Raw genomic sequence first — 19,176 nt, 5'->3', positions numbered from 1 at the left:
TCATGCACACGATCGTCCTGCATGGCTGCGACCTGGTCGACGGCACGGGCACGGATCCACGGCACGGGGTCGACATCGTCGTCGCGGGGGGCACCATCCGAGAGATCGTTCCCACGCGACCGGCTGACGCCTACGGCACGGTGGACGAGATCGTTGACGCGGCCGGAATGCTGATGATCCCCGGTCTGATCAACAACCACACACATGGCACCGCGTACGGACCGCTGTTTCCCAGCGGACACGTGGGCCTGCCGCACGAACAGGTCCTCGCCAACCTCGACCGGCACCTGCTGGAGGGGACGACCACGGTGCTCTGCGTGGACGGTTTCGTCACCGCCGAGGCGCTCGCGCGCACCGGTGAAGCGCACCCGATCAACGTCAAGCTCGCCTCGTGCAACACCCCGGCGTGCCTGGCGGCGGCGACCATCGCCGACGGCGGCGGCCTCACCGAGGCGAACCGCATGTTCACCGCGCGGCACGCGGTACGCGCCGGCGCGGTCGCGCTCGGCGAGATCGGGGCGGGACACACCCTCGGTGGGGGCGGGGCGAGTTACATGTACATCCCGGCCGAGGTCGAGAGACGTACCGGCGTGAAGATCACACCTCGGCAGGCGAACGGGCTGAAGACCGCGGTGCTGGGCCGGCACATCTCGGAGAAGGCGTTCGATCGGGACCGTGTCGAGGAGGCCCTGGCGAGCGCGGGCCTGACTGGCACGCTCTCGGTCGAGGACACCTGCGAGATCGTCTCCGGCATCGTGCTGCCGGCCTTCGACATCGCCTTGAACGGGCTCGCCGAGGCGGCCGCGCAGGCTCGCGAGGCGGGCGTCCCGGTGCTGGTGCACAACGCGGCGGCATCGATGACCCAGGTCGCCTCCATCGCGGAGACGGACGTGCCGCTGATCGCCGGGCACTCCAACCACTCGAGCTTCGAGCTCCGCGAGGCGGTCGAGCACGCCGGACGGCTCAAGGAGATGGGCGCGATCGTGGATGTCTCCACCCTGGACACCTTCGGGGCACAGCGGCTCACAACGGGGCCGGAATTGCTTTATGCGATGTTTTCCGCGGGAGTGGTCGACACGATCTCGACCGACTACGCGGGCGGCCACCACGACCCGATCTTGCTGGCGATCGACCGATCCATCAGGGCGGGCGTGGTGAGTCTGCCGGCGGCGGTCGCCATGGCGACCGCCAACGTCGCGGACGCCATCCCCGGCGTGGCACCGCGGCGTGGCCGTGTCCTGCCGGGAACGATCGCCGACCTCGTGCTGACGGACCCTGCGGAGCTCCACCACGTGGGGATCGTCATGGTCGGTGGCGAGATCGTCGCGAGAGCCGGTCGGCGCGTCGCCGCCTGACCGGCGCCGGAACTGCTAGGGGACCGGGAGAATCATGGTGAAACGAGCGACCATCGGCGACGTCGCCGCGGACGCCGGCGTGTCCACGGCCACGGTCTCCCGCGTCCTCAACGGCGGCGCCGTCACCGAGGCGACCGCCACCCGGGTGTGGGAAGCGGTCGCTCGTCTCGAGTACACCCCCAACGCGCTCACCAGGGGCGTCTTCGCCGGACGCTCCAGCACGATCGGAGTCGTCATCCGCGACCTGAGCAGCCCGTTCTACCTGGACCTGATCCGCGGCATCGACGAGGTGGCGGCCGCAAACGACAGCCTCGTCATGCTCGCCAACACGTTCCGTCGCGTCGACCGCGAGGTCGCCCAGGTGCGGACCATGGACGAACAGAGGGTGCGTGGCCTGATCGTGACGACCGGCGAAGCGACCGATGGCCGGACACGCCGGATGGCCGAGAACGGCACACCCTGCGTGATCATCGCGCGCTCCGTGCTGGACGCGCCGCCCGGCATGCACTCGATCAGCTTGGACAACGTCGAGGCCGGGCGGCTGATGGCCGTCCATCTGGCCGGGTGCGGGCGGTCGTCCATAGGCGTCGTGTCCTCGGGACGCCGCACGTCTCAGATCGAGCGCACGGCGGGGCTGAGGCGGGCCCTCGCGGACCTGGGGCTGCCCTTGCCCGAGGACGCGGTGATGGTCGCGGAAACCGAAGACGAGGTGAGCGGTGCCGTCGACGCGCTGCTCATCCGTGGCCGTGATCGCGGCGAGCCATTGGACGCGATCGTCTGCACCACCGGCCGGCTCACCGTCGCGGTCCACGCGGCCCTCACCGCTCGCGGCATCGCCATCCCCGGCGACATCGCGTTCGTGACGATGGACGATTTTCCGTGGGCCACCGCGCTCGGGATCACCGTGATCGCCCAGCCCTCCTACCAGATGGGCCTGAAGGCGGGCGAACTCGTCGTCGACCGTCCCAGCGGGCCGGTCGAGTTGGTCTTCACGCCTACGTTGGTCGCCCGCACCTCGTGCGGCGAGCGCCAAGGCCTGATTCCGTACCCCGGCAGCTCGGCGCTCCCTGAGTCGCCTTTGGTGCCCTAGCCGGTGAAGTCGGTGGCGTGGTCAGTCGCCCAGGTTGCGAAGGTACGGGCGGGGTGGCCGGTCAGCTCTTCGACGGCCCGGGTGAGCTTGGCAGGGACACCGTCGCAGGACTGCCACCAGTCCAGGAGGCCGTCGGCGAAACGGGCGGGGATATGGTCGGCCATCTCGGCCTTCCACTCCTCCCGGGTGACGGTGTTGACGGTGATCGCCAGTCCAGTCGCGCGGGCGAGGATGTTGAGCTGCTCGGCGAAGGTGAGGGACTGCGGGCCTGTCAGGTGGTACGGCCGGCCGCCCAGCGCGGGGTCGGTGAGCACGGCCAGGGCGGCCTCCGCGATGTCGGCTTCGTGGATCGGGTCGGTGTGCGCGCCGGGGTACGGCAGGTTGACCGGCCGGCCTGCCCGGATCGGCCAGGACCAGCTCTTCGCGTTGCCGGCAAAGGAGCCCGGGCGCAGCAGCGTGGTGCGGAACGGCGCGGATGTCAAGGCCTCCTCGACGTGCAGGTGGGAGGCGGCGAGGGGGTCGTCCGCCGCGGAAGGGCTGAGCACGGACGATGAGGAAAGCAACACCACGTGCTCCACCCCGGCAGCGGTGGCCTCCTTCGCGAAGGCATGCGCGTGGTCGTGCGTGGCGTAGAGGAAGACGGATGTGACGCCGTCGAGGGCGGCGGCGAAGGTGGCCGGGTCGGTGAGGTCGCAGGTGACTGTCGAGGAGTCCGCAGGCATGCGGGAGGCCGGGCGGACATCGACGCCGCGCTCACGCAGGAGGGTGATAAGGCTGGTGGCGACGGCGCCACGGCTGCCGGTCACGAGGATCGTCATGGGGTCCTTCCCGATATAATGTGTGCAGCACAAATCTTGTGTGGCGCAAGTAAATGTGGGTCATGGAAGGATCGGATGTCAAATCGGGAGAAGTTGCTGGGCGAGATCGTGGCCGAGAGCCAGCGGCACTACGCCGCGTACGTCCTGTTCAACCAGGCCATGGCCGAGCACCTGGGAGTGCACCCGACCGACCTGCAGTGCGTGAGCCTGCTCGACCTGGAGCCCGAGCCGGTGAGCACCGGCGAAGTCGCCAGGCTGACCGGCCTCACCCCCGGCTCCGCGACTCGCCTGGTCGACCGCCTGGCGAAAGCGGGCCTCGTCGTCCGGCACGCCGACCCGCAGGACCGCAGGAAGTCGCTCGTCTCCCTGACCCCCAGCGCCAGGGACCGGATCGGCGCGGCCTGGGAGACGCCCGGCGACGCGTTCGGTAAGGTCCTGTCCGCCTACAGCGACCATGAGTTGGAGGTCATCGGCGACTACCTGCGCCGCGCCACCGACGTAGGGCGGGCGCAGGCCGCACGGCTCACCTCGCCGCCAACATCAGGAGCGGCACACACGCGGAGTTGAGCCGCGTATAGCTACCCTGGATGAACGTGCTTGTCGTCAGTAAGCGGCTCACCTAATCGCGGTCGGGGACACGTGGGGACCACACGTCGTGCACGCAGCCGAACAACCCGCACATCACCAGACGTCGTGCATGACTACCTGAACGCCGTTGAGCTGCAAAACGGCTACCCCCACGTCCTGGGGGTCAAGGGGTCGCAGGTTCAAATCCTGTCGTCCCGACCAGGTTTTCGCTGGTCGGATAGGGTGTCACGTGATCGCGTGGCACCTTTCTCATTTGCTGAGTGACAAACTGAGTGACTACGGGTGTGATCACTCGAAGATCCGATCCATGGCTTCGGCTCCGCCGAGCAGCACCGGGCGGATCTGCTTGGGGTAGACGGCCTCTGTTACGGCAGTCCCGCTGTGGCCCACCAGACGAGCGATGTCGTCCAGGGGCACACCGGAGTCCGAGAGCAGAGAGATGAAGCTGTGCCGCATCTCCCGTGGCGTCCAGTCGTCGGCCGAGAGCCCGCCATCCTTGACGATCTTCCGGAAGGCGCGCCGGACGTTGTGGAGGTCCAGGGGAGTGTCGACGAGCGAGGCGAAGACGAGATCGTTTTCCTGCCACTTGTCGCCGGCCTCCTGCCGTTCCCTGTGCTGCTGAGCCCGATGGAGGATGAGCGCTTCCACGCATCGCCTTGGCAACGCGAGCGATCTCCGCGACCGCTTGGTCTTGGTATCGCCACCCTCACGTACGGAACGCCATACGGCGATCCACGCGGGCACGTCGTTGTCCGGATCACCGACGAGATCCACCTCCGTCCAGGCCAGTGCTCGCAGTTCCTCGGTCCGGGCCCCGATGAGGAGGGAGAGCACGACGTAGGCGTACATCCGGGTGCCTTCCGCCGCTTTTACGACGGAGTCGGGCAGAACACCTACGAACTCGTGGGCGCCGTGCTTGGTCAGTAGCCGGTAGACGGCTCGGCGACCGTTGCATCACCGTCCGGCCTTGTCGCTGTTTCGCTGCCGCTTCCGGGCGGGCTGGCCAGCACGTAGAGTCCTCGACCGGTCCGGCGGAGCGGTGTTCCACCTGCGCTGGGCGGTCCTCCGGGCGCATTACTGATCATGCCCTGAAAAGTGGGATCGAGGCTTGGCCGGTCATGATCACGGCGCAGGTAGCGTGACCAGATCCACTCGTAGACGGCGATCCGCGTGAATGGCGTCTGCCCAGCGGTCGTCAATGCGCGGGCGGCTTGGAGGATCAGCCGCCAATTCTCAGTGCCCTCGGCCACACGCCCTCCTTGTCTCCCAACATCAAAGCTGGTGACCAGGAGGTCGGGCAACTGCTCCGGATCCTCGCCGTCGGACCGAGCGCGCTGTCGGCGGCATGAGAGTGCGCGTGATCAAGCGTCGTCGTCACCCTGCCCAAGCCATCGGCGGACCGCTGAGAAATCCGCGTCGGTCAGGCCGAAGTATGGGTCGACACGTTGCACCAGCGCCCGCCCCGGGTGGTGCCCTGCGACCCATCGCCGGTCAGCATCAGTTATCTCGTCATCAAGCCATACAAATGGGCGTCCGGCCGCCCACTGGGTAAGGAACACGGTCTTCCAGTGCAGACCATGCGCCGGATCGCCATCGCCGTCCGGCCACTCGACTACGGGCAGATCCGGAAGCCCGAGCCGTGGCGAGATGACCTCGTTCGCCTCAGCCATCCATGTCGTTGCCCAGACCAACTGGCACCCCAGCGCCAACAGTCGGCGCCCGTCCTCCGGGTCAAGCCGGTTGAGCAGAGGATTGCCAGTACCGCTCAGTGGCTGAACGCCGGCACCGCTCAAGGAACGCTCCCGGTTAACGGGCCGGACTTTGAACGGGATCAGCGTCCCATCTACATCGAGGAAGATCAAGGGAAGGTTGGTAATGCCGGGCATCACGCTCGAACCGTATCGGGCCCATCCAAGCTGAGCCAGACGCGACTCTTCGGCAGGTGCGGGTGTTCGCTGGCCCGGCCGCTGGTGGCCACCGTCACCTGTGTTCGGCGGCAGGAGAGTAAGGTCGCCACGTGCCGGAGGACATCACGCTGCGGCTGGACCGAGCGACCGCTGAGGACCTGTACGCCGCACTGTACGAGCTCGGTAAACACCTCGCGGCCGGCGCACCTATCGCGGCCCCGAGCAGGGATGAAGCCGAACGGCTGGGAAGCTTCCTGCAGGATGTCGGCCACACGATCGGCCGCCGGTGCTCGCCGTCCTGCGAACATGTCGTGGCACAGAGTCAACGGCGTGCCCGCACCGAATCGCGTCGAGCTGCCGTCGATGGCGTAGCGGCTTACCTCGCAGACGAGGATGCAGAGGTCTACAACATCACCGACGCGGCTGTCCGCGAGGACGCGTTGGCCCTGGCCCTTAACCTCATCGCGCTCAGCGCGACGGCTGTCACCGCTCTGGCCGCAGCAACCGGCCAAACCCCCGACGACGCGCTGCCGTCGATGGTTACGCCCCACGCCCGCGACCTACGCTGGTAGCCGCAGCGCGTCTATGTTCTCACTCGGCTGGCCCGGGACTGTAGGTAGCGTTGCTCGGCGATGCTGGCGGTGGCCTTCGCGGCGCGCCGGTAGTGCTCGTACGCCCCGGCCGTGTCGCCGGTCTTCTCCAGCAGATGCGCCCGTACGGACATCAGCCGGTGATGCCCGGCCATCCGCTCGTCACTGTCCAATGTGGACAGCAGGGCCAGCCCGGCCAGCGGGCCCTCGGTCTCGGCGAGCGCGATCGCCCGGTTGAGGGTGACCATCGGGTTGGGCGCGATCCGTTCCAGGATCAGGTAAAGGGCGTGCACCTGCGGCCAGTTGGTCTCCTCGGCCGTGGCCGCGTCGGCGTGCGTGGCGGCGATGGCGGCCTGCAGTTGGTAAGGCGCCAGCGCCGGGCCGGCCAGCGACGCCTTGACCAGCTCGATGCCCTCGTCGATCAGCCCGCGATCCCACTTCGTACGGTCCTGCTCGTCCAGCGGCACCAGGTCGCCGTCCGCCGTCGTACGTGCCTCCCGGCGGGCGTGGGTCAGCAGCATCAGCGCGAGCAGCCCGGTCACCTCGCCGTCCCCGGGCAGCTGCGCGTGCACCATCCTGGCCAGCCGGATCGCCTCGTGCGCGAGGTCGGCACGGTGCAACTCGCTGCCCGAGGAGGCGGTGTAGCCCTCGTTGAAGATCAGGTAGAGCACGTGCAGGACGACCCGCAGCCGCTCCTCGCGCTCCGCGCCGTCCGGCAGGCTGAACGAGCTGCCGGTGGCCTTGATGCGCTGCTTGGCCCGGCTGATCCTGGCCGCCATCGTGGCCTCCGGCACCAGGAACGCGCGGGCGATCTCAGCAGTGGTCAGGCCGCCGACCGCCCGCAGCGTCAGGGCGGTCTGGGAGGCCGCGGTCAGCGTCGGATGGCAGCACAGGAACAGCAGGACGAGCGTGTCGTCGGTGTCCGGTACGTCCTTGGGCACCACCTCGGTGGCCGTCGCCGACTCCCGCTCGCGGCGCGCGTGGTCGCTGCGCATCTGGTCGATGAGCCGCCGGGACGCGACAGTCACCAGCCAGCCGCGCGGGTTGTCCGGCACTCCCTCGACCGGCCACTGCACGGTGGCGGCGAGGACGGCCTCCTGTACGGCGTCCTCACACCCCTCGAACTGGCCGTGCCGGCGTACCAACGCGGCGAGGACCTGCGGCGTGAGCTCACGCAGCAGATCCTCGATGGCTGGTGCCGTCATGCCTCCAATTGTCCGTCAGCGAACATCACCTGCCGCACCTCGACCCCCAGACCCTCGATCGCGGTGTCCGGGATCTGCGCCGCCAGCTCGATCGCCCGCTCCTTGTTCTCGCAGTCGATCAGGTAGAAGCCGCCCAGATACTCCTTGGACTCCAGGAAAGGTCCGTCGCTCACCACCGGCTGGCCGTTGCGTACGGACACCACGGCGGCCTGTGACGGGTCGACCAGCGCCAGCGTGTTGATCAGCTCGCCGGACTTCTTCAGCGCCTCGATGAACTTGCCGTGGCCGTCGCCGATCGCCGCCTTCTCCTCGTCGGTCAGCGCGTCCAGCACGGCCGGGTTGATGTGCAGGCTGATCAGGAACTTCATCTCGTACCCCTCGTGGTTCGCGAGCCCCGGCTGGGCCCTTCGACCAGTTGGTCGGACCCGCCGCCGCCGTCTTGACATCCCCCCGCAGAACTTTCGCACGAGCTTTTTCGCCGCCGCCTCGCCGGGACTGCGATGTCGTCATCTCTGCTGACCCCCCGCCGTGGCAGACCCGAGAGATCCCGTCCGTACCGATGTCACCTGATGATCGGCGGAGCGGCGTTCGCGGTGCTGTCGATCGTGGCCGCCTTCGCGGCCAGCCCGCTGATGCTGATCGTCGCGCGTGCGCTGCTGGGCGTCGCCGGCGCGACCCGGGCGCCGTCCACACTTGCCTTGATCACCAACATGTTCCGCTACGAACGACAGCGCGGGCAGGCCATCGCGATCTGGGCGACCTGCCAGTTCACCGGCGGCGCGCTCGGACCCGTACTCGCCGGATTCCTGCTCCAGCACTTCTGGTGGGGATCGGTGTTCCTGGTCGCCGTGCCGGCGATGGTGTTGCTGCTGCTCGCCGGGCCGGTCCTGCTGCCCGAGTTCCGCAGCGACCAGGCCGGCCGGCTGGACTGTTCGCACCAATGGGCCTGGGCGTGGCGGTCGGCACCATGGCCGCGCCGGCGCTGACCCGGCGGATGAAGCAGACGACCGCGATCACCGGCGGGCTGGTGGGGTCGGCGCTGGGCAGCCTGCTGCTGGTCGGCGTCGACGGTGCGAGCGCCCTGCCGCCGGTGATGATCGGCATCACCGTACTGGCGCTGGGCACCGGCCCGCTGTTCGCGCTGGGCACCGGGCTGGTCGTCGGGTCCGTACCGCCGGAGCGCGCCGGATCGGCGGCGTCGATGTCGGAGACCGGCAACTATTTCGGCGGTTCGCTCGGCTTCGCGCTGCTCGGCGTGGTGGCCGCGGTGGTCTACCGCAGCCGGATGGACGGCACGTCCGACTCGCTGGCCGGCGCGGTCGCCGCCAGCCAGCACCTTCCCGCCGGCCAGGGCGCGGAACTGCTGCACACCGCGCGGGAGGCGTTCACCGCCAGCCTGCACGTCACCGGCGTCCTCGCCGCGGTCATCTTCGCCGGGCTGGCCGTACTGATCCTCACCATGCGCCCGGCAACCCGGACCACCCCAGCCGCACTCCCCGACTACGAGGCGACTCGCTCATAGCACCCCTGCCGAGGCTGACATTGCAGCCCGGCTCGGTCACCTCCGCCGCTCTGGGGCATTTTTGCCGAGTCGACGTTGCCTGCATCGGCGATGGTAGGTCCGTTCGATCCGTCCTCGCATGGTCGATACCCCGGCTTGGTCGGCCACCAGATCATGGGTGCTTGCGGACTTGACGGGCGGCCCCAGAGTCATGCCGCTGATCACGGGCTCGCCGGGGCGGTCGGAGCGACTCCGGCTCATCGGGTGCGGCTGAGGGCCGCGGCGAGGTGGTCGAGATGATGTGAGACGGGGCCGATGGTGAGCATGCCGCTGCCGGCCCCGGCCAGCTCATTGGCGGCCGGCGTGAGTTCGGTCCGGGCGCGTTCCATCGTCGTCCGGTCGTCGAGCGCGATCGCAGCCTGGGCGGTGAGGCACCACAGGGCCTCGAACAACAGGTCGCGCGGCGGATCCGGGGTCTGACGCAGCGCCGCGGCGGCATCGGCCGGGCGGTCCCGGGTCAGCAGGACGAGCGGGCGCACCCAGGGCGTGTAGGGGCCCCAGTCGGTGTCGTCGTCCAAGCGGACCGGGTGCCCGTGCCACACCTGCAGGCACAGCAGGGCCAGCGGGAGCAGGCCCCGCTCGACGCCGGGCATACCGGCGTTGGCGAGCTGTGCCGCCGCGTCGCGGTAGGCGGCTTCTGCGGCCTGTTGCGACGATCCGGTCGCGGCCAGTTGCAGTGCGCGGTACCACTGGGTGAACACGCCGACCAGCGGGCGTTCGTGCCGCTCGGCGAGCTGGTTCGCGGCGGCGGCGTGCCCGTCCGCGACGGCGAAGTCCGCGAGCGCACTGCGGGCCTGGAGCCGGATGAGGTGGCCGAGGATCTCGAACGTCACCAGGCCGTGCCGGGTGGAGAGCGCGATAAGCTCGGCGCCGATTTCGTCCCGTTCGGGCGCGAGGCCCGCGCGGTGGAAGGTCTGCATGAACACGCCATTCAGGGCGAAGGCCAGCAGGGCCGGGTCGCCCAGGCTGCGCGCGATCCGCTCCGCTTCCCGGGCCGCCTCGGGCCCGCGCGCCGCGCGCGTACCGCGTGACTCCACCGCGATCGTGGCCAGCAGGCGGGCCCGGGTGGCGTCGGGCGAACCGGGGCGAAGGGCGGCCAGGGTTCGCTCAGCCGCCGCCACGATCTGCGCCGCCTGCTCCGGATCGTCGGAGCGGGTCCAGTTCGCGGGTACGTCGTAGCCACCGATCACTCGGGCGGTGAGGTCAGGGTCACCCAGCTGCTCAGCCGCGGCGATGGCCGCGATTCGCTGGTCCCGCGCCGCATCGAGCCCGCTCGGCCCGGCCACCGCGAGACTGCGCAGCAGACCGACCGTCGATTCGAGCCGAGCCCGGGAGCCGGACGCCACGGTACGGTCGTAGGCCGCCGCGGCCTGCGCCCAGACCCGTTCCGCGCTCGGACTGTCGCTTACCTGATCGGCCTGCCGGAGGATGTCGGTCTCCAGGCGGCGCAGCCGCGGACTGGGATCGACGCCGAGCTGTTCAAGGAGCAGGGTACGAGCTCGGCGCAGGACCGCGAGTGCGTCCCCTTGGCGTCCCGTGCGGTACAGGGCCAGAGCCAACAGCCGCCACGCCTCCTCCCGCCACGGATACTCCGCCACCTGGGCGTCGAGATCCGGTACGGCGTCGGCGGCGCGTCCGAGCGCCAGTAGCGCCTCGGCGCGTTGCTCGATCGCGTTCAGCCGTAGCTGTTCGAGCCGGGAGCGCTCGGCGCGCGCCCACGGCTCGTCGTCGAAGCCGGCGTACGCGGGCCCTCGCCACCAGGTCAGGGCACCATCGAGAAGCTCGAGTGCCCCGTACGGCGACGCGGCGGACGCGGCAGCGACCGAGCCCTCGAACCGCCAGGCGTCGACGGCGTCCGACGCGGCCCGAAGCGCGTAGCCCGGCCCTTCGGTGACCAGCAGCCGAGCCGGCTCACGCGGTGGGCGCTGCGGCTCCAGGGCGCGCCGCAACGCCGCCACGAACGTGCGGACGGCGCTCACCGCGCCCGGCGGGGGCTCCTCCCACAGGTCGTCGACGAGGCGGCTGACCGGAACGACCCGGCCGCGCGCGACGACAAGCCGTGCCAGCACGGCACGGTGCTTCGGCCCCTTCACGTCGATTGGTGCGCCGGTGCCGTCCCAGGCGACGACCGGCCCGAGAACACCGAACCTGACCTGCACCGATCAAACCGCCCTTCCGCTTGGACCAACGTATCGCGCTCATTGGATGCTCATCCGTGACCGGCACGCTGAACTCGTCCACGCGACGAGAAAAGGACGATCATGACTTCTGCCATTCCCGGGTTCGACTACCAGCGCGTTGCGGTCGACGACGACGTGACACTGAACGTGGCGGTGGGAGGCACCGGCAGCCCGATCGTGCTGTTGCACGGCTTCCCGCAGACCCACCTCATGTGGCGACACGTCGCCGTCGACCTGGCCGCCGACCACACGGTGATCTGTCCCGACCTGCGCGGCTACGGCGCCAGCGACAAACCCGCCGAGCGCGACGCCGACACGTACTCCAAGCGCACCATGGCCGCCGACATCCTCACGCTCGCCAGCGAGCTCGGCCACGAGCGCTTCGCCCTGGCCGGACACGACCGCGGTGCCCTCGTCGCTATCCGCGCCGGCCTCGACCATCCCGCTACGATCACCCACCTCGGCACGCTCGACGTCCTGCCTACCCTGGACATGTGGGACATCCTGCACGGGCCCACCGCCGCGGTCGCCTTCCATCTGTACCTGATGGCCCAGCCACCCGGGCTGCCCGAGCAGATGATCAGCGCCAGCGCGGACGCCTTCTTCGGCTACTTCCTCGACGTATGGGCCCAGAACCCGCAGGCCATTCCCGCGGACGTGCGGGCGGAGTACCTGAAAGCCTCCCGCGATGCGGTCCCGTCCATCGTCGCCGACTACCGCGCCTCGGCCGGCATCGACATCGAACACGACCAGACCGACCGAGCCGCCGGGAACCGGCTGGCCATGCCGGTCACCGTCGTCCAGCAAGACTGGGGAGCCGCACTCGGCTACGACGCCGCCGCGCTGTGGCGCACCTGGGCCGCTGATCTGGAGCACCGCACCACGTCGGCTGGGCACTTCATGGCCGAGGAAGCACCTGACGAGGTCATCAAGGTGCTACGTTCCCTGCTCGCACGGTGACGCATCGCCTGCCAGCACGACGCGGTGACGCGCTCAACTCGGCAGAAGCGAACTTCGCTCGAATGGTTGATCCCCTCTCGGGTAGCGACCACGTTCGGAGTCCTCAAAGCGGATCGTCGTGTGGCGCCATCTCGCCGGCGAACATGCCGTAGGGCGCGCCGCCGGAGGTGTAGCCCGCCACGAAGAACCACCTGCCGTCCAGCATGGTCCACCACTCGTCGTCGACCTGGCTGACGCCGCGCTCGACGGTACGGCGCGGGGTCGTTGGCGGGCGCTGCGCCCACTGCTGCGCTGATTCTGGCAACGCGAATCCGAGCGCGGTCAGGTCGTCGCAGGCGGTGTACCGGTCGACGCCGTACCGCTTGGCGTAGCTCTTCACCGTAACCGCCGCACCGGAATTGATCCATTCCTGTGCCGAGTCACGGCGTTGCCGCTGGCGCATCCGGTGACGTCGCGGCTGCATGCCCGGATGCTACCGGCGACCGGTGTCCGTCCGCACGACCTGTGGCACGCAGTCGGTTGGCATCCGATCCAGGCCGAGTGCTGGCCCGCCTGGTGGCTGTCACGGCCAGCGGCGGTTCCTCCACAAGCGCCTGGGTGAGACCTGTCAGTGGCGTGAGCGTGCCGCAGCTGCGTCAAGTGCCGGTACGAGCGGCATTAGTGCGATCCGCATCAGGTTCGGCAGCGACCCCGACGGCACCACGAAGCCACTCATCGATGGAGGCACGGTCGTCGAGTGCAACCACTGCTGAAGCGCGACCTTGGCGGCCGCGCCGACGCTGGCGGAGAGCACCTGGGCGGTCAGCCGGTCCATGCCTTGGCAGCGTTCGGCGATGGCTTCGGCGAGCGGGCCCTCGATCGTGGTGACTGTGTCGGCGTAGCAGGCGCGCAGGGCGGGACTGGTGGTGATCATCAGCAGCGCGTCACGCGCATCGTCGCCCGGATCGGTGTACTGCTCGACGACGGCGTCGATGATGGCGTCGGCGAGGCTGACATCGGCAGGACGGGCGGCCACGGCTGCCGCGACTCGTGACGCACGCTCTGCGGTGACCGCGGCGACGATCGCCTGCTCGCGGCTTGAGAAGTAGTTGTTGTATGTCCTCGGCGACACGCCCGCAGCCTCGGCGATGTCGTCGACGCGGACATTCGCGGGCCCGCGTTCCAGCGCGAGGCGCAGCGCCGCCGCCCGAAGCGCCTCTCTGGTGGCCTCCTTCTTCCGTTCACGCAAGCTGGGCCGGTTTGTCGTCACGCCCTCATCATCGCACATTACATGCGCACGCGCAAAAATGCGCACACGCAAGAATCTGATAGCGTCGCCTCTAACCCGCTCGACAGGCATGGACCGGAAGGGACCGACACACATGCGCGCCAAGGGCATGACCTACGACACCGGCTTCGTCCGCGATGGCAGCAACTCGCTGGAGCGCTTCGACCCCGAGCTGGTCAGGCGAGAGCTGACCATCATCCGCGATGATCTGCACTGCAATGCCGTCCAGATCGTCGGCGGCGACCCGCAGCGCCTGGAGCTCACCGCCCGCTCTGCCGCCGAGCTCGGACTGGAGGTCTGGTTCTCGCCGTACCCGCTGGACTTGACGACCGACGAGATCCTCACGTTGTTCCTCGACTCCGCCGACCGGGCCGAGCGACTGCGCACGGCGGGAGCCGAGGTCGTGTTCGTCACCGGCGTCGAGCTGAGCATCATGAACCGAGGGTTCCTCGACGGCGACCGTATCGAAGAACGACTCAGTCGCCTGCTGGCCAACCCGGACGGCCGGGTCGAACGACTCGCCGAAGTTCGAACCCGTCTCAACCACTTCCTCCGCACCGCCGTGGCAGCCGTCCGTGAGCGCTTCCGCGGAAAGGTCACCTACGCCGCCATACCGTTCGAGGGCGTCAACTGGGACCTGTTCGACTTCGTGACTCTCGAACTCATCCGATCCGCGGAGGTCGCCGACCGATTCCGAGATGACGTACGCAACCTCGTCGCACAACCCAAACCCGTCGCCATCACCGGCTTCGGCACCGCGACCTGGCGCGGTGCGAGCGACGTCGCACCACGCAGCATGGAAATCCTCGAAATGGACGAAGCCACCGGCGCGCCACTGCGACTGAACGGGCAGTACCAGCGCGACGAGGCCGGCCAGGCAGCGTACCTCGGCGAGCTGCTCGAAATCTTCGACAGCGAGGGCGTCGACAGCGCCTTCGTATACCTCTTCGCGCTCTACAACCTGCGCCACCGTCCCGACGGCGATCCCCGCGACGACCTCGACCTCGCCAGCCTCGGGATCGTCAAGGTCCTCGACGGCCGCAACGGCGACACCTACCCCGACATGCCCTGGGAGCCCAAAGCCGCCTTCGCCACGATCGCCGAACGCTACTCCGGCTGACCCACATCAGCGAACCCTCCGAGAGACACCGTTCAGGTCGGACTGGACCCCAGCCGTCGGCGGTGGCGCTTCGCGTCGCCCACGGACGGCGGCCGTCCGAGTACCCCATCCGCATCCGGCCCAGATTGATCTCAGCGCAGCAATGCGCGTCGGGACTCTTCGCGAGATGCGCCGGGCGATCTTCCCCCAGGGCACGCACCGGGTCCGCCTCCAACTCGAAGGCCTCGCGACTGCCGATCAGGAAGAGGGTGTCCGCAGCGATGTCCCAGCGCAGATGGTCATGGAAGCCTTGGTAGCTCCATCGCCGATGATCAGCGACGGGACGCCGGTGAAATGCCCAGGGCGGAATCGTCACGCGATGCGGCCGGCCTGCTCCCAAGCGGGCGCGGACCTGCTTCCACCGAGAGATCGGAAACGCCAGTCGATGATGCAGCAGCACCAGATCGAGCGGCTGCCCCTCATTGACCGAGTCAGCCGGACGGGCGGCGCGAAGCGGCAGGTAGATCAAGCTGTGCGGGGAGCGGGCAGCCAGCCCCCAGGCCATGGCCAGCATCACGGCCGCTCGCTTGTCCACGCTCATCTGCGCGCCGAGCCGCCCTTCGTGCAGCATCGCGTGCTCCACAGGCTACGGACTACGCGCGCGGGTGACCAACGGCTTTTCACCGCGCTGATCCCGCAGCGGACCGCTAACCACAGCACGCTCGGCGGCATGAGCGCGCATCGCGGCAGAAGAGGGATTATTGCGTTGCGGTCGTCGCGACCTCTGTGTACGGTTCCGGCCATGTTCTCGCCGTGTAAGTCCTAGCTGTCACGCTCCGACACGCGGGTGGAGTCTGCCCTTTTCCAGCGGCTCCCGATGATCACCCCCTCGCACTGCGATGCCGCGCATCGCGTGGTGCCCGCGTGTCTGTCGAGCCCGTGACGGCGCGCCATGTCGGCGCATTCATCGACAGGACTTCACCATGGACCCCCTCGCATCGACGCCACCTCGAAACCTGTGGCGGCGACACGACTTCCAACTACTGCTCGGCGGGCGACTGATCTCACAACTGGGCGACCAGCTTCAGTCCCTCGCTCTGCCCCTCCTCGTCGTGGCCCTGACCGGGTCGTCAACACAGGCCGGCATCGTGCTCGGCCTCCAGACCGTCGTCTACCTCGTTTTCGGACTCGTGGCCGGCGCTCTGGTCGACCATTGGGATCGCAAGACCACGATGATCTGGTGCGAAATCGGCCGCGGGTCCCTGACCGCTACCGTCCCCATCGCTGCCGCATCGGGAGTGCTGGGCATGCCGCAGTTGTATGCCATCGCGGTCCTGAACGGTGTGCTCAGCACCCTGTTCGGGGCAGCGAACAGTTCAGCGTTGCCGAACATCGTCACCAAGACCGACCTCCCAAGCGCACTCGGAGCGATCGGGGCGATGTCCAACACCGTTCGGATCGTCGGCGCCTCGGTGGCCGGCGTCGCCTACGCCCTGGGCCGGATGGTCCCGTTCGCGTTCAACGCCGTCTCGTTCCTGGCGTCGGCCGCAGCCCTGCGGGCCATCCGTGCCGACTTCCAGCAGGAACGAGCCACGGCCACAGCGTCGCCGCGTAGGCTCCTGGCCGACATCGGTCACGGCCAGTCCTGGCTGTGGCGCAAGCCGGTGATCCGAACGCTGGCCCTGCTCGATGCAGGAGACAGCCTGCGTTATGGCGCCGGCTACCTCCTGATCATCATGCTGGCCCAGGACCTGCACGCGAACCCCACACAGGTCGGCATCGTCTTCACCGGCGCCGCGATCGGCGCCCTTCTCGGGAGCCTGCTGGTGCCGGTGCTCACCCGCCGATTTCCACTCGGGACACTGTCCATCACCATGTTGTGGGTGGAGGCCTTGACCTTTCCCTTCTACGCACTGGCGCCAACATGGTGGCTGCTCCTGGTCGTGGCGTTCGCCGAGTCGGTGGTCTCGCCCGTCTACAACGTTGCCCTCGACTCCTACCGGCTCAGCGTCACTCCCGACGCTCTCCGTGGCCGAGTCACGAGCGCGATCGATACCCTCACCAGCGGAGCCGCTGCCATCGGCACCATAGCCAGCGGCGCCCTGATCGCCCTACTCGGGGCGCCGACACTGACCCTCGTCCTGTCCGGATGGCTCACCTTCCTCGCGCTCACAGCGACACTGAGCAGAACGGTCCGCACGGCGTCGGCGACGGACTGACGCAATGATCTCCTGTGGCCCCGCAGGGGCCACGGGGGAACAGCCTCAATTCGGCATGAGCGGAAGTCTCGCCGGGCGACATGGCCAGTCCACGCAGAGCTTGGGTTGACCAACCTCATCGTGATCATGTAACGCATCAGGCGGGGCCGAAGCGTCAAGCAGATCATGTGAGACCAGGCACTGCCCTGAGCTAATGTCCAGTCCCACGACATGCTTGACGTTTCTGGCACAGGACATGCTTGACAGGTGATCTAGGAAGCATAGTGAGTCTGCGGGGCCGGTTGGCTTTGATGCCTCAGCGAGAGAAGTCCAGCCATGCGATGTGGGCCTTGTAGTCCGCTATCGCGTTGGTGTAGCGGAGCTGCTCCTGAATCAGGACCATCCCGGCCTTACCGTCGAGGCTCACGAGCCTGAACGTCGACGTAGGGACCGCAGAAGGCTGCACCGCGGTGCGGTACATCACGATCACGTGGTTGTCGTCGTACCAGCCCTGAAACCCGCCACGCAGCCGGTGGACGACCTTTCCGGTCTCAGCGTCGACGATCAGAATCGCCCGCGTGTAGGAGCTGTCACCTCCGCCGAGGCTGACGAACTGCCGACCGGAGGGTGAAAAGAGGGAAGTGACCCGCGCTTCGAGGGAGCCCACCCCGGTGTAGACGCGGGTTCTCCCCCCGCTCAGGTTGTAGGCCGCGATGCCTTTGTCGTTCTTCAGCGTCGACATCACGCCCGTGCCGTCGGCGTTCCAGAAGAAACCGCCCTTCATGCCCACGTCCCAGTCGCTGACGGTCCAGGCGGATCCGGCCTTGACGAGGCGGGGCTTGCGCTCAGTCACGTTGATGGTGACGAATCCGATCGTCTTGTAAGCCGTGCCCCGCATTCGGTACGCGGTGAGCAGCAGCGTCCGGCCGTCCGGTGACCACTGTGCGGACGTCGCACCGACAGGCATCTTGACGCTGTATTCCTTGTGGCGGACCCGGTCGATCAGGACGATTCTGTTCGCCGGCAGATACCGCTTGTAACCCGGCACCTCGGCCGCCCACCGTCCGCTCTTCGAGACCGAGACCTGGCGGTAGGGCGTCCTGACGAACATGTCGCCGACCCGGAGATAGCCGATGTTCGAGCTGCCCGCGTCCTCGGTGAGGACATACGACGCCAGACGGGCCGGTCCCGGCGGACGCCGAGGCCGAGCCGGCCTTCGCCCGCGCGCTCATCCAGTCGTAGACGGCGAAGGACCGGGAGAACGGCTGCATCACGTTGCCCGCGGCGTCTAGCCGGAGGGCAAGGCGAACGGATCTTCAGGCGGGAAGCAGCCGTAGTCCTGCAACGGCCTAGGATCGTTGAGCACGAGTTGCTTGATCTCACCCGCCGGGGATAGACCGTCCGGGCGGTCCAGGACACGCTGGCCCGGACGTAACCCACCGCGGCCGACCGGCATCTCCGGCGCATCAGCCGACAGCCGCCCGAACCGGTCCAGCAGGATAAAGACCGCGTCATGCAGATCTGCGACGCTCTCGGCCACAGCCTCCTCGCTGACGTCAGGGTGGAGATCACGATATGCCGCACGCGCGGCCGCCATGAAACGCGCCGGATCCACGATCACAACGTCCCGGCGCGTCCGGACGCTGATCGTCATGCCCGCTCTTGGAAGCGTCTGCTCGTCCACTGTCTGAAAGTAGCCCGTCCCAGGGCTTGATTACGTAGGAAAACGATCCCTATCAGGCCGCTTGACGGTCATAGGAGCATCGCGAACCCGAGCCTGCTCGCCAAAGTGGTTCGTGACGTGGACAACTGGCTATGGCGAGACGAGTTCACCTCGTTGATCGTTGTCGCCCTGACCGATGCTGGCTGTGCGTGGTTGTGACGACGTGGCAGAGGACTGCGAAGGTCTGGGGCGAGTGACGAACTGAGTGACTACCGCCGTGGACGGCCGCATACACCGGTGGACGGCTGAGGATCGTTTCCGCAGGTGGAGGCGGGTATCGGGGCTGATCCCGCCCCGTCTGGGTTGCCTGGGGGTCAAGGGGTCGCAGGTTCAAATCCTGTCGTCCCGACCAGGTAGGGCCTGGTCGGCAAGGGTGTCACGAGATCACGTGGCACCCTTTCTCGTTGCTGAGTGACTACGGGCTGAAGATCCGGGGCATCACCTGCGCACCACCCAGGAGCACCGGCCTGATCTGCTCCGGTAGACGGCCTCGGTGACGGCCGTCCCGCTGTGGCCGGCCAGGCGGGCGGTGTCCTCCAAGGGCACCCGCCGTCTGAGAGCAACGAGACGAAGCTCTGCCGCATCTCGCGTGGTGATCATTTCTTCGCCAGGGGGCCCGCTTGGGTGACGATCCG

20 protein-coding genes are annotated in these 19,176 nt (G+C 68.3%); 9 read left to right on the top strand and 11 right to left on the bottom strand.

Annotated features, from left to right (window positions below):
* The first annotated feature begins 2 nt into the window (after positions 1-2).
* On the top strand, positions 3-1,355 hold the full coding sequence (locus tag ABD810_RS13620; RefSeq protein WP_344938621.1) for a hypothetical protein: 1,353 nt from the start codon (positions 3-5) through the stop codon (positions 1,353-1,355).
* Positions 1,356-1,389: 34 nt separating this feature from the next.
* Positions 1,390-2,445: a LacI family DNA-binding transcriptional regulator gene (locus tag ABD810_RS13615; RefSeq protein WP_344938619.1), complete on the top strand. Its 1,056-nt coding sequence runs from the start codon at positions 1,390-1,392 to the stop codon at positions 2,443-2,445.
* Here the strand turns inward: ABD810_RS13615 and ABD810_RS13610 are convergent.
* Positions 2,442-3,263 carry an SDR family oxidoreductase gene (locus tag ABD810_RS13610; protein ID WP_344938617.1) on the bottom strand — a complete coding sequence of 274 codons (822 nt, stop codon included), beginning with the start codon at positions 3,261-3,263 and terminating at the stop codon, positions 2,442-2,444. The two genes, ABD810_RS13615 and ABD810_RS13610, sit on opposite strands and share 4 nt — an antisense overlap.
* Before the next feature lie 75 nt (positions 3,264-3,338).
* Here ABD810_RS13610 and ABD810_RS13605 point away from each other — a divergent pair, with 75 nt between their 5' ends.
* On the top strand, positions 3,339-3,830 hold the full coding sequence (locus ABD810_RS13605; RefSeq protein ID WP_344938615.1) for a MarR family winged helix-turn-helix transcriptional regulator: 492 nt from the start codon (positions 3,339-3,341) through the stop codon (positions 3,828-3,830).
* Between the two features lie 309 nt (positions 3,831-4,139).
* Here ABD810_RS13605 and ABD810_RS13600 read toward each other — a convergent pair whose 3' ends face one another.
* The 3 genes from ABD810_RS13600 to ABD810_RS13590 all read right to left on the bottom strand — a co-directional run bounded on the left by ABD810_RS13600 (position 4,140) and on the right by ABD810_RS13590 (position 5,737).
* On the bottom strand, positions 4,140-4,739 hold the full coding sequence (locus tag ABD810_RS13600) for a site-specific integrase (protein WP_344939043.1): 600 nt from the start codon (positions 4,737-4,739) through the stop codon (positions 4,140-4,142).
* A gap of 32 nt (positions 4,740-4,771) precedes the next feature.
* Positions 4,772-5,101, bottom strand: a complete 330-nt coding sequence (locus tag ABD810_RS13595) for a DUF7669 domain-containing protein (protein WP_344938613.1) — start codon at positions 5,099-5,101, stop codon at positions 4,772-4,774.
* Positions 5,102-5,212: 111 nt separating this feature from the next.
* A complete protein-coding gene (locus ABD810_RS13590) occupies positions 5,213-5,737 on the bottom strand; it encodes an HAD domain-containing protein (RefSeq protein ID WP_344939040.1) in 525 nt (174 codons plus the stop codon).
* 131 nt (positions 5,738-5,868) lie between these two features.
* Between ABD810_RS13590 and ABD810_RS13585 the strand changes: the two genes are divergently transcribed.
* Positions 5,869-6,330: a hypothetical protein gene (locus ABD810_RS13585; RefSeq protein ID WP_344938611.1), complete on the top strand. Its 462-nt coding sequence runs from the start codon at positions 5,869-5,871 to the stop codon at positions 6,328-6,330.
* Positions 6,331-6,341: 11 nt separating this feature from the next.
* On the opposite strand, the gene ABD810_RS13580 is transcribed toward ABD810_RS13585, so the two are convergent.
* Together ABD810_RS13580 and ABD810_RS13575 are read right to left on the bottom strand one after the other, a co-directional pair.
* Positions 6,342-7,553 carry an RNA polymerase sigma factor gene (locus tag ABD810_RS13580; protein ID WP_344938609.1) on the bottom strand — a complete coding sequence of 404 codons (1,212 nt, stop codon included), beginning with the start codon at positions 7,551-7,553 and terminating at the stop codon, positions 6,342-6,344.
* On the bottom strand, positions 7,550-7,921 hold the full coding sequence (locus ABD810_RS13575; RefSeq protein WP_344938607.1) for a YciI family protein: 372 nt from the start codon (positions 7,919-7,921) through the stop codon (positions 7,550-7,552). Before ABD810_RS13575 ends, ABD810_RS13580 begins: the two co-directional genes overlap by 4 nt.
* A 201-nt stretch (positions 7,922-8,122) precedes the next feature.
* Here ABD810_RS13575 and ABD810_RS13570 point away from each other — a divergent pair, with 201 nt between their 5' ends.
* Positions 8,123-8,539: an MFS transporter gene (locus ABD810_RS13570; protein ID WP_344938605.1), complete on the top strand. Its 417-nt coding sequence runs from the start codon at positions 8,123-8,125 to the stop codon at positions 8,537-8,539.
* Positions 8,506-9,075, top strand: coding sequence for an MFS transporter (locus ABD810_RS13565; RefSeq protein ID WP_344938603.1), 570 nt, complete (start codon positions 8,506-8,508; stop codon positions 9,073-9,075). The genes ABD810_RS13570 and ABD810_RS13565 overlap by 34 nt, the downstream gene beginning before the upstream one ends.
* Positions 9,076-9,311: 236 nt before the next feature.
* Here the strand turns inward: ABD810_RS13565 and ABD810_RS13560 are convergent, their stop codons facing one another.
* A complete protein-coding gene (locus ABD810_RS13560; protein ID WP_344938601.1) occupies positions 9,312-11,273 on the bottom strand; it encodes an AfsR/SARP family transcriptional regulator in 1,962 nt (653 codons plus the stop codon).
* A gap of 102 nt (positions 11,274-11,375) precedes the next feature.
* Between ABD810_RS13560 and ABD810_RS13555 the strand changes: the two genes are divergently transcribed.
* Entirely contained in the window at positions 11,376-12,254 is an 879-nt protein-coding gene (locus ABD810_RS13555; RefSeq protein WP_344938599.1) for an alpha/beta fold hydrolase, read from the top strand.
* A gap of 103 nt (positions 12,255-12,357) precedes the next feature.
* Here ABD810_RS13555 and ABD810_RS13550 read toward each other — a convergent pair whose 3' ends face one another.
* On the bottom strand, positions 12,358-12,717 hold the full coding sequence (locus tag ABD810_RS13550; protein WP_344938596.1) for a hypothetical protein: 360 nt from the start codon (positions 12,715-12,717) through the stop codon (positions 12,358-12,360).
* Positions 12,718-12,861: 144 nt separating this feature from the next.
* Complete coding sequence (locus ABD810_RS13545) at positions 12,862-13,503, bottom strand: TetR/AcrR family transcriptional regulator (RefSeq protein ID WP_344938594.1); 642 nt, start codon at positions 13,501-13,503, stop codon at positions 12,862-12,864.
* A 112-nt stretch (positions 13,504-13,615) separates the two neighbouring features.
* Here ABD810_RS13545 and ABD810_RS13540 point away from each other — a divergent pair, with 112 nt between their 5' ends.
* Together ABD810_RS13540 and ABD810_RS13535 are read left to right on the top strand one after the other, a co-directional pair.
* Positions 13,616-14,641, top strand: coding sequence for a glycoside hydrolase family 113 protein (locus ABD810_RS13540; protein ID WP_344938592.1), 1,026 nt, complete (start codon positions 13,616-13,618; stop codon positions 14,639-14,641).
* 962 nt (positions 14,642-15,603) lie between these two features.
* A complete protein-coding gene (locus ABD810_RS13535; protein ID WP_344938590.1) occupies positions 15,604-16,839 on the top strand; it encodes an MFS transporter in 1,236 nt (411 codons plus the stop codon).
* Positions 16,840-17,134: 295 nt separating this feature from the next.
* Here the strand turns inward: ABD810_RS13535 and ABD810_RS13530 are convergent, their stop codons facing one another.
* Together ABD810_RS13530 and ABD810_RS13525 are read right to left on the bottom strand one after the other, a co-directional pair.
* Positions 17,135-17,866: a WD40 repeat domain-containing protein gene (locus tag ABD810_RS13530; protein WP_344938588.1), complete on the bottom strand. Its 732-nt coding sequence runs from the start codon at positions 17,864-17,866 to the stop codon at positions 17,135-17,137.
* Positions 17,867-18,106: 240 nt separating this feature from the next.
* On the bottom strand, positions 18,107-18,472 hold the full coding sequence (locus ABD810_RS13525; protein ID WP_344938586.1) for a hypothetical protein: 366 nt from the start codon (positions 18,470-18,472) through the stop codon (positions 18,107-18,109).
* Between the last annotated feature and the right edge of the window lie 704 nt (positions 18,473-19,176).

The sequence above is a fragment of the Sphaerisporangium flaviroseum genome, assembly GCF_039537005.1.
GTDB lineage: Bacteria > Actinomycetota > Actinomycetes > Streptosporangiales > Streptosporangiaceae > Sphaerisporangium > Sphaerisporangium flaviroseum.
The sequence above is the reverse complement of the archived record's forward strand: the minus strand, read 5'-3'. Positions and strand labels throughout refer to the sequence as shown.

What these genes read in the sequence shown, in the direction of transcription:
- ABD810_RS13620 (WP_344938621.1), top strand. Translation starts at nt 3, where the DNA reads ATGCACACGATCGTCCTGCATGGCTGCGACCTGGTCGACGGCACGGGC.
- ABD810_RS13615 (WP_344938619.1), top strand. Translation starts at nt 1,390, where the DNA reads ATGGTGAAACGAGCGACCATCGGCGACGTCGCCGCGGACGCCGGCGTG.
- ABD810_RS13610 (WP_344938617.1), bottom strand. Translation starts at nt 3,263, where the DNA reads ATGACGATCCTCGTGACCGGCAGCCGTGGCGCCGTCGCCACCAGCCTT.
- ABD810_RS13605 (WP_344938615.1), top strand. Translation starts at nt 3,339, where the DNA reads ATGTCAAATCGGGAGAAGTTGCTGGGCGAGATCGTGGCCGAGAGCCAG.
- ABD810_RS13590 (WP_344939040.1), bottom strand. Translation starts at nt 5,737, where the DNA reads ATGCCCGGCATTACCAACCTTCCCTTGATCTTCCTCGATGTAGATGGG.
- ABD810_RS13580 (WP_344938609.1), bottom strand. Translation starts at nt 7,553, where the DNA reads ATGACGGCACCAGCCATCGAGGATCTGCTGCGTGAGCTCACGCCGCAG.
- ABD810_RS13575 (WP_344938607.1), bottom strand. Translation starts at nt 7,921, where the DNA reads ATGAAGTTCCTGATCAGCCTGCACATCAACCCGGCCGTGCTGGACGCG.
- ABD810_RS13570 (WP_344938605.1), top strand. Translation starts at nt 8,123, where the DNA reads ATGATCGGCGGAGCGGCGTTCGCGGTGCTGTCGATCGTGGCCGCCTTC.
- ABD810_RS13555 (WP_344938599.1), top strand. Translation starts at nt 11,376, where the DNA reads ATGACTTCTGCCATTCCCGGGTTCGACTACCAGCGCGTTGCGGTCGAC.
- ABD810_RS13550 (WP_344938596.1), bottom strand. Translation starts at nt 12,717, where the DNA reads ATGCAGCCGCGACGTCACCGGATGCGCCAGCGGCAACGCCGTGACTCG.
- ABD810_RS13540 (WP_344938592.1), top strand. Translation starts at nt 13,616, where the DNA reads ATGCGCGCCAAGGGCATGACCTACGACACCGGCTTCGTCCGCGATGGC.
- ABD810_RS13535 (WP_344938590.1), top strand. Translation starts at nt 15,604, where the DNA reads ATGGACCCCCTCGCATCGACGCCACCTCGAAACCTGTGGCGGCGACAC.
- ABD810_RS13525 (WP_344938586.1), bottom strand. Translation starts at nt 18,472, where the DNA reads ATGACGATCAGCGTCCGGACGCGCCGGGACGTTGTGATCGTGGATCCG.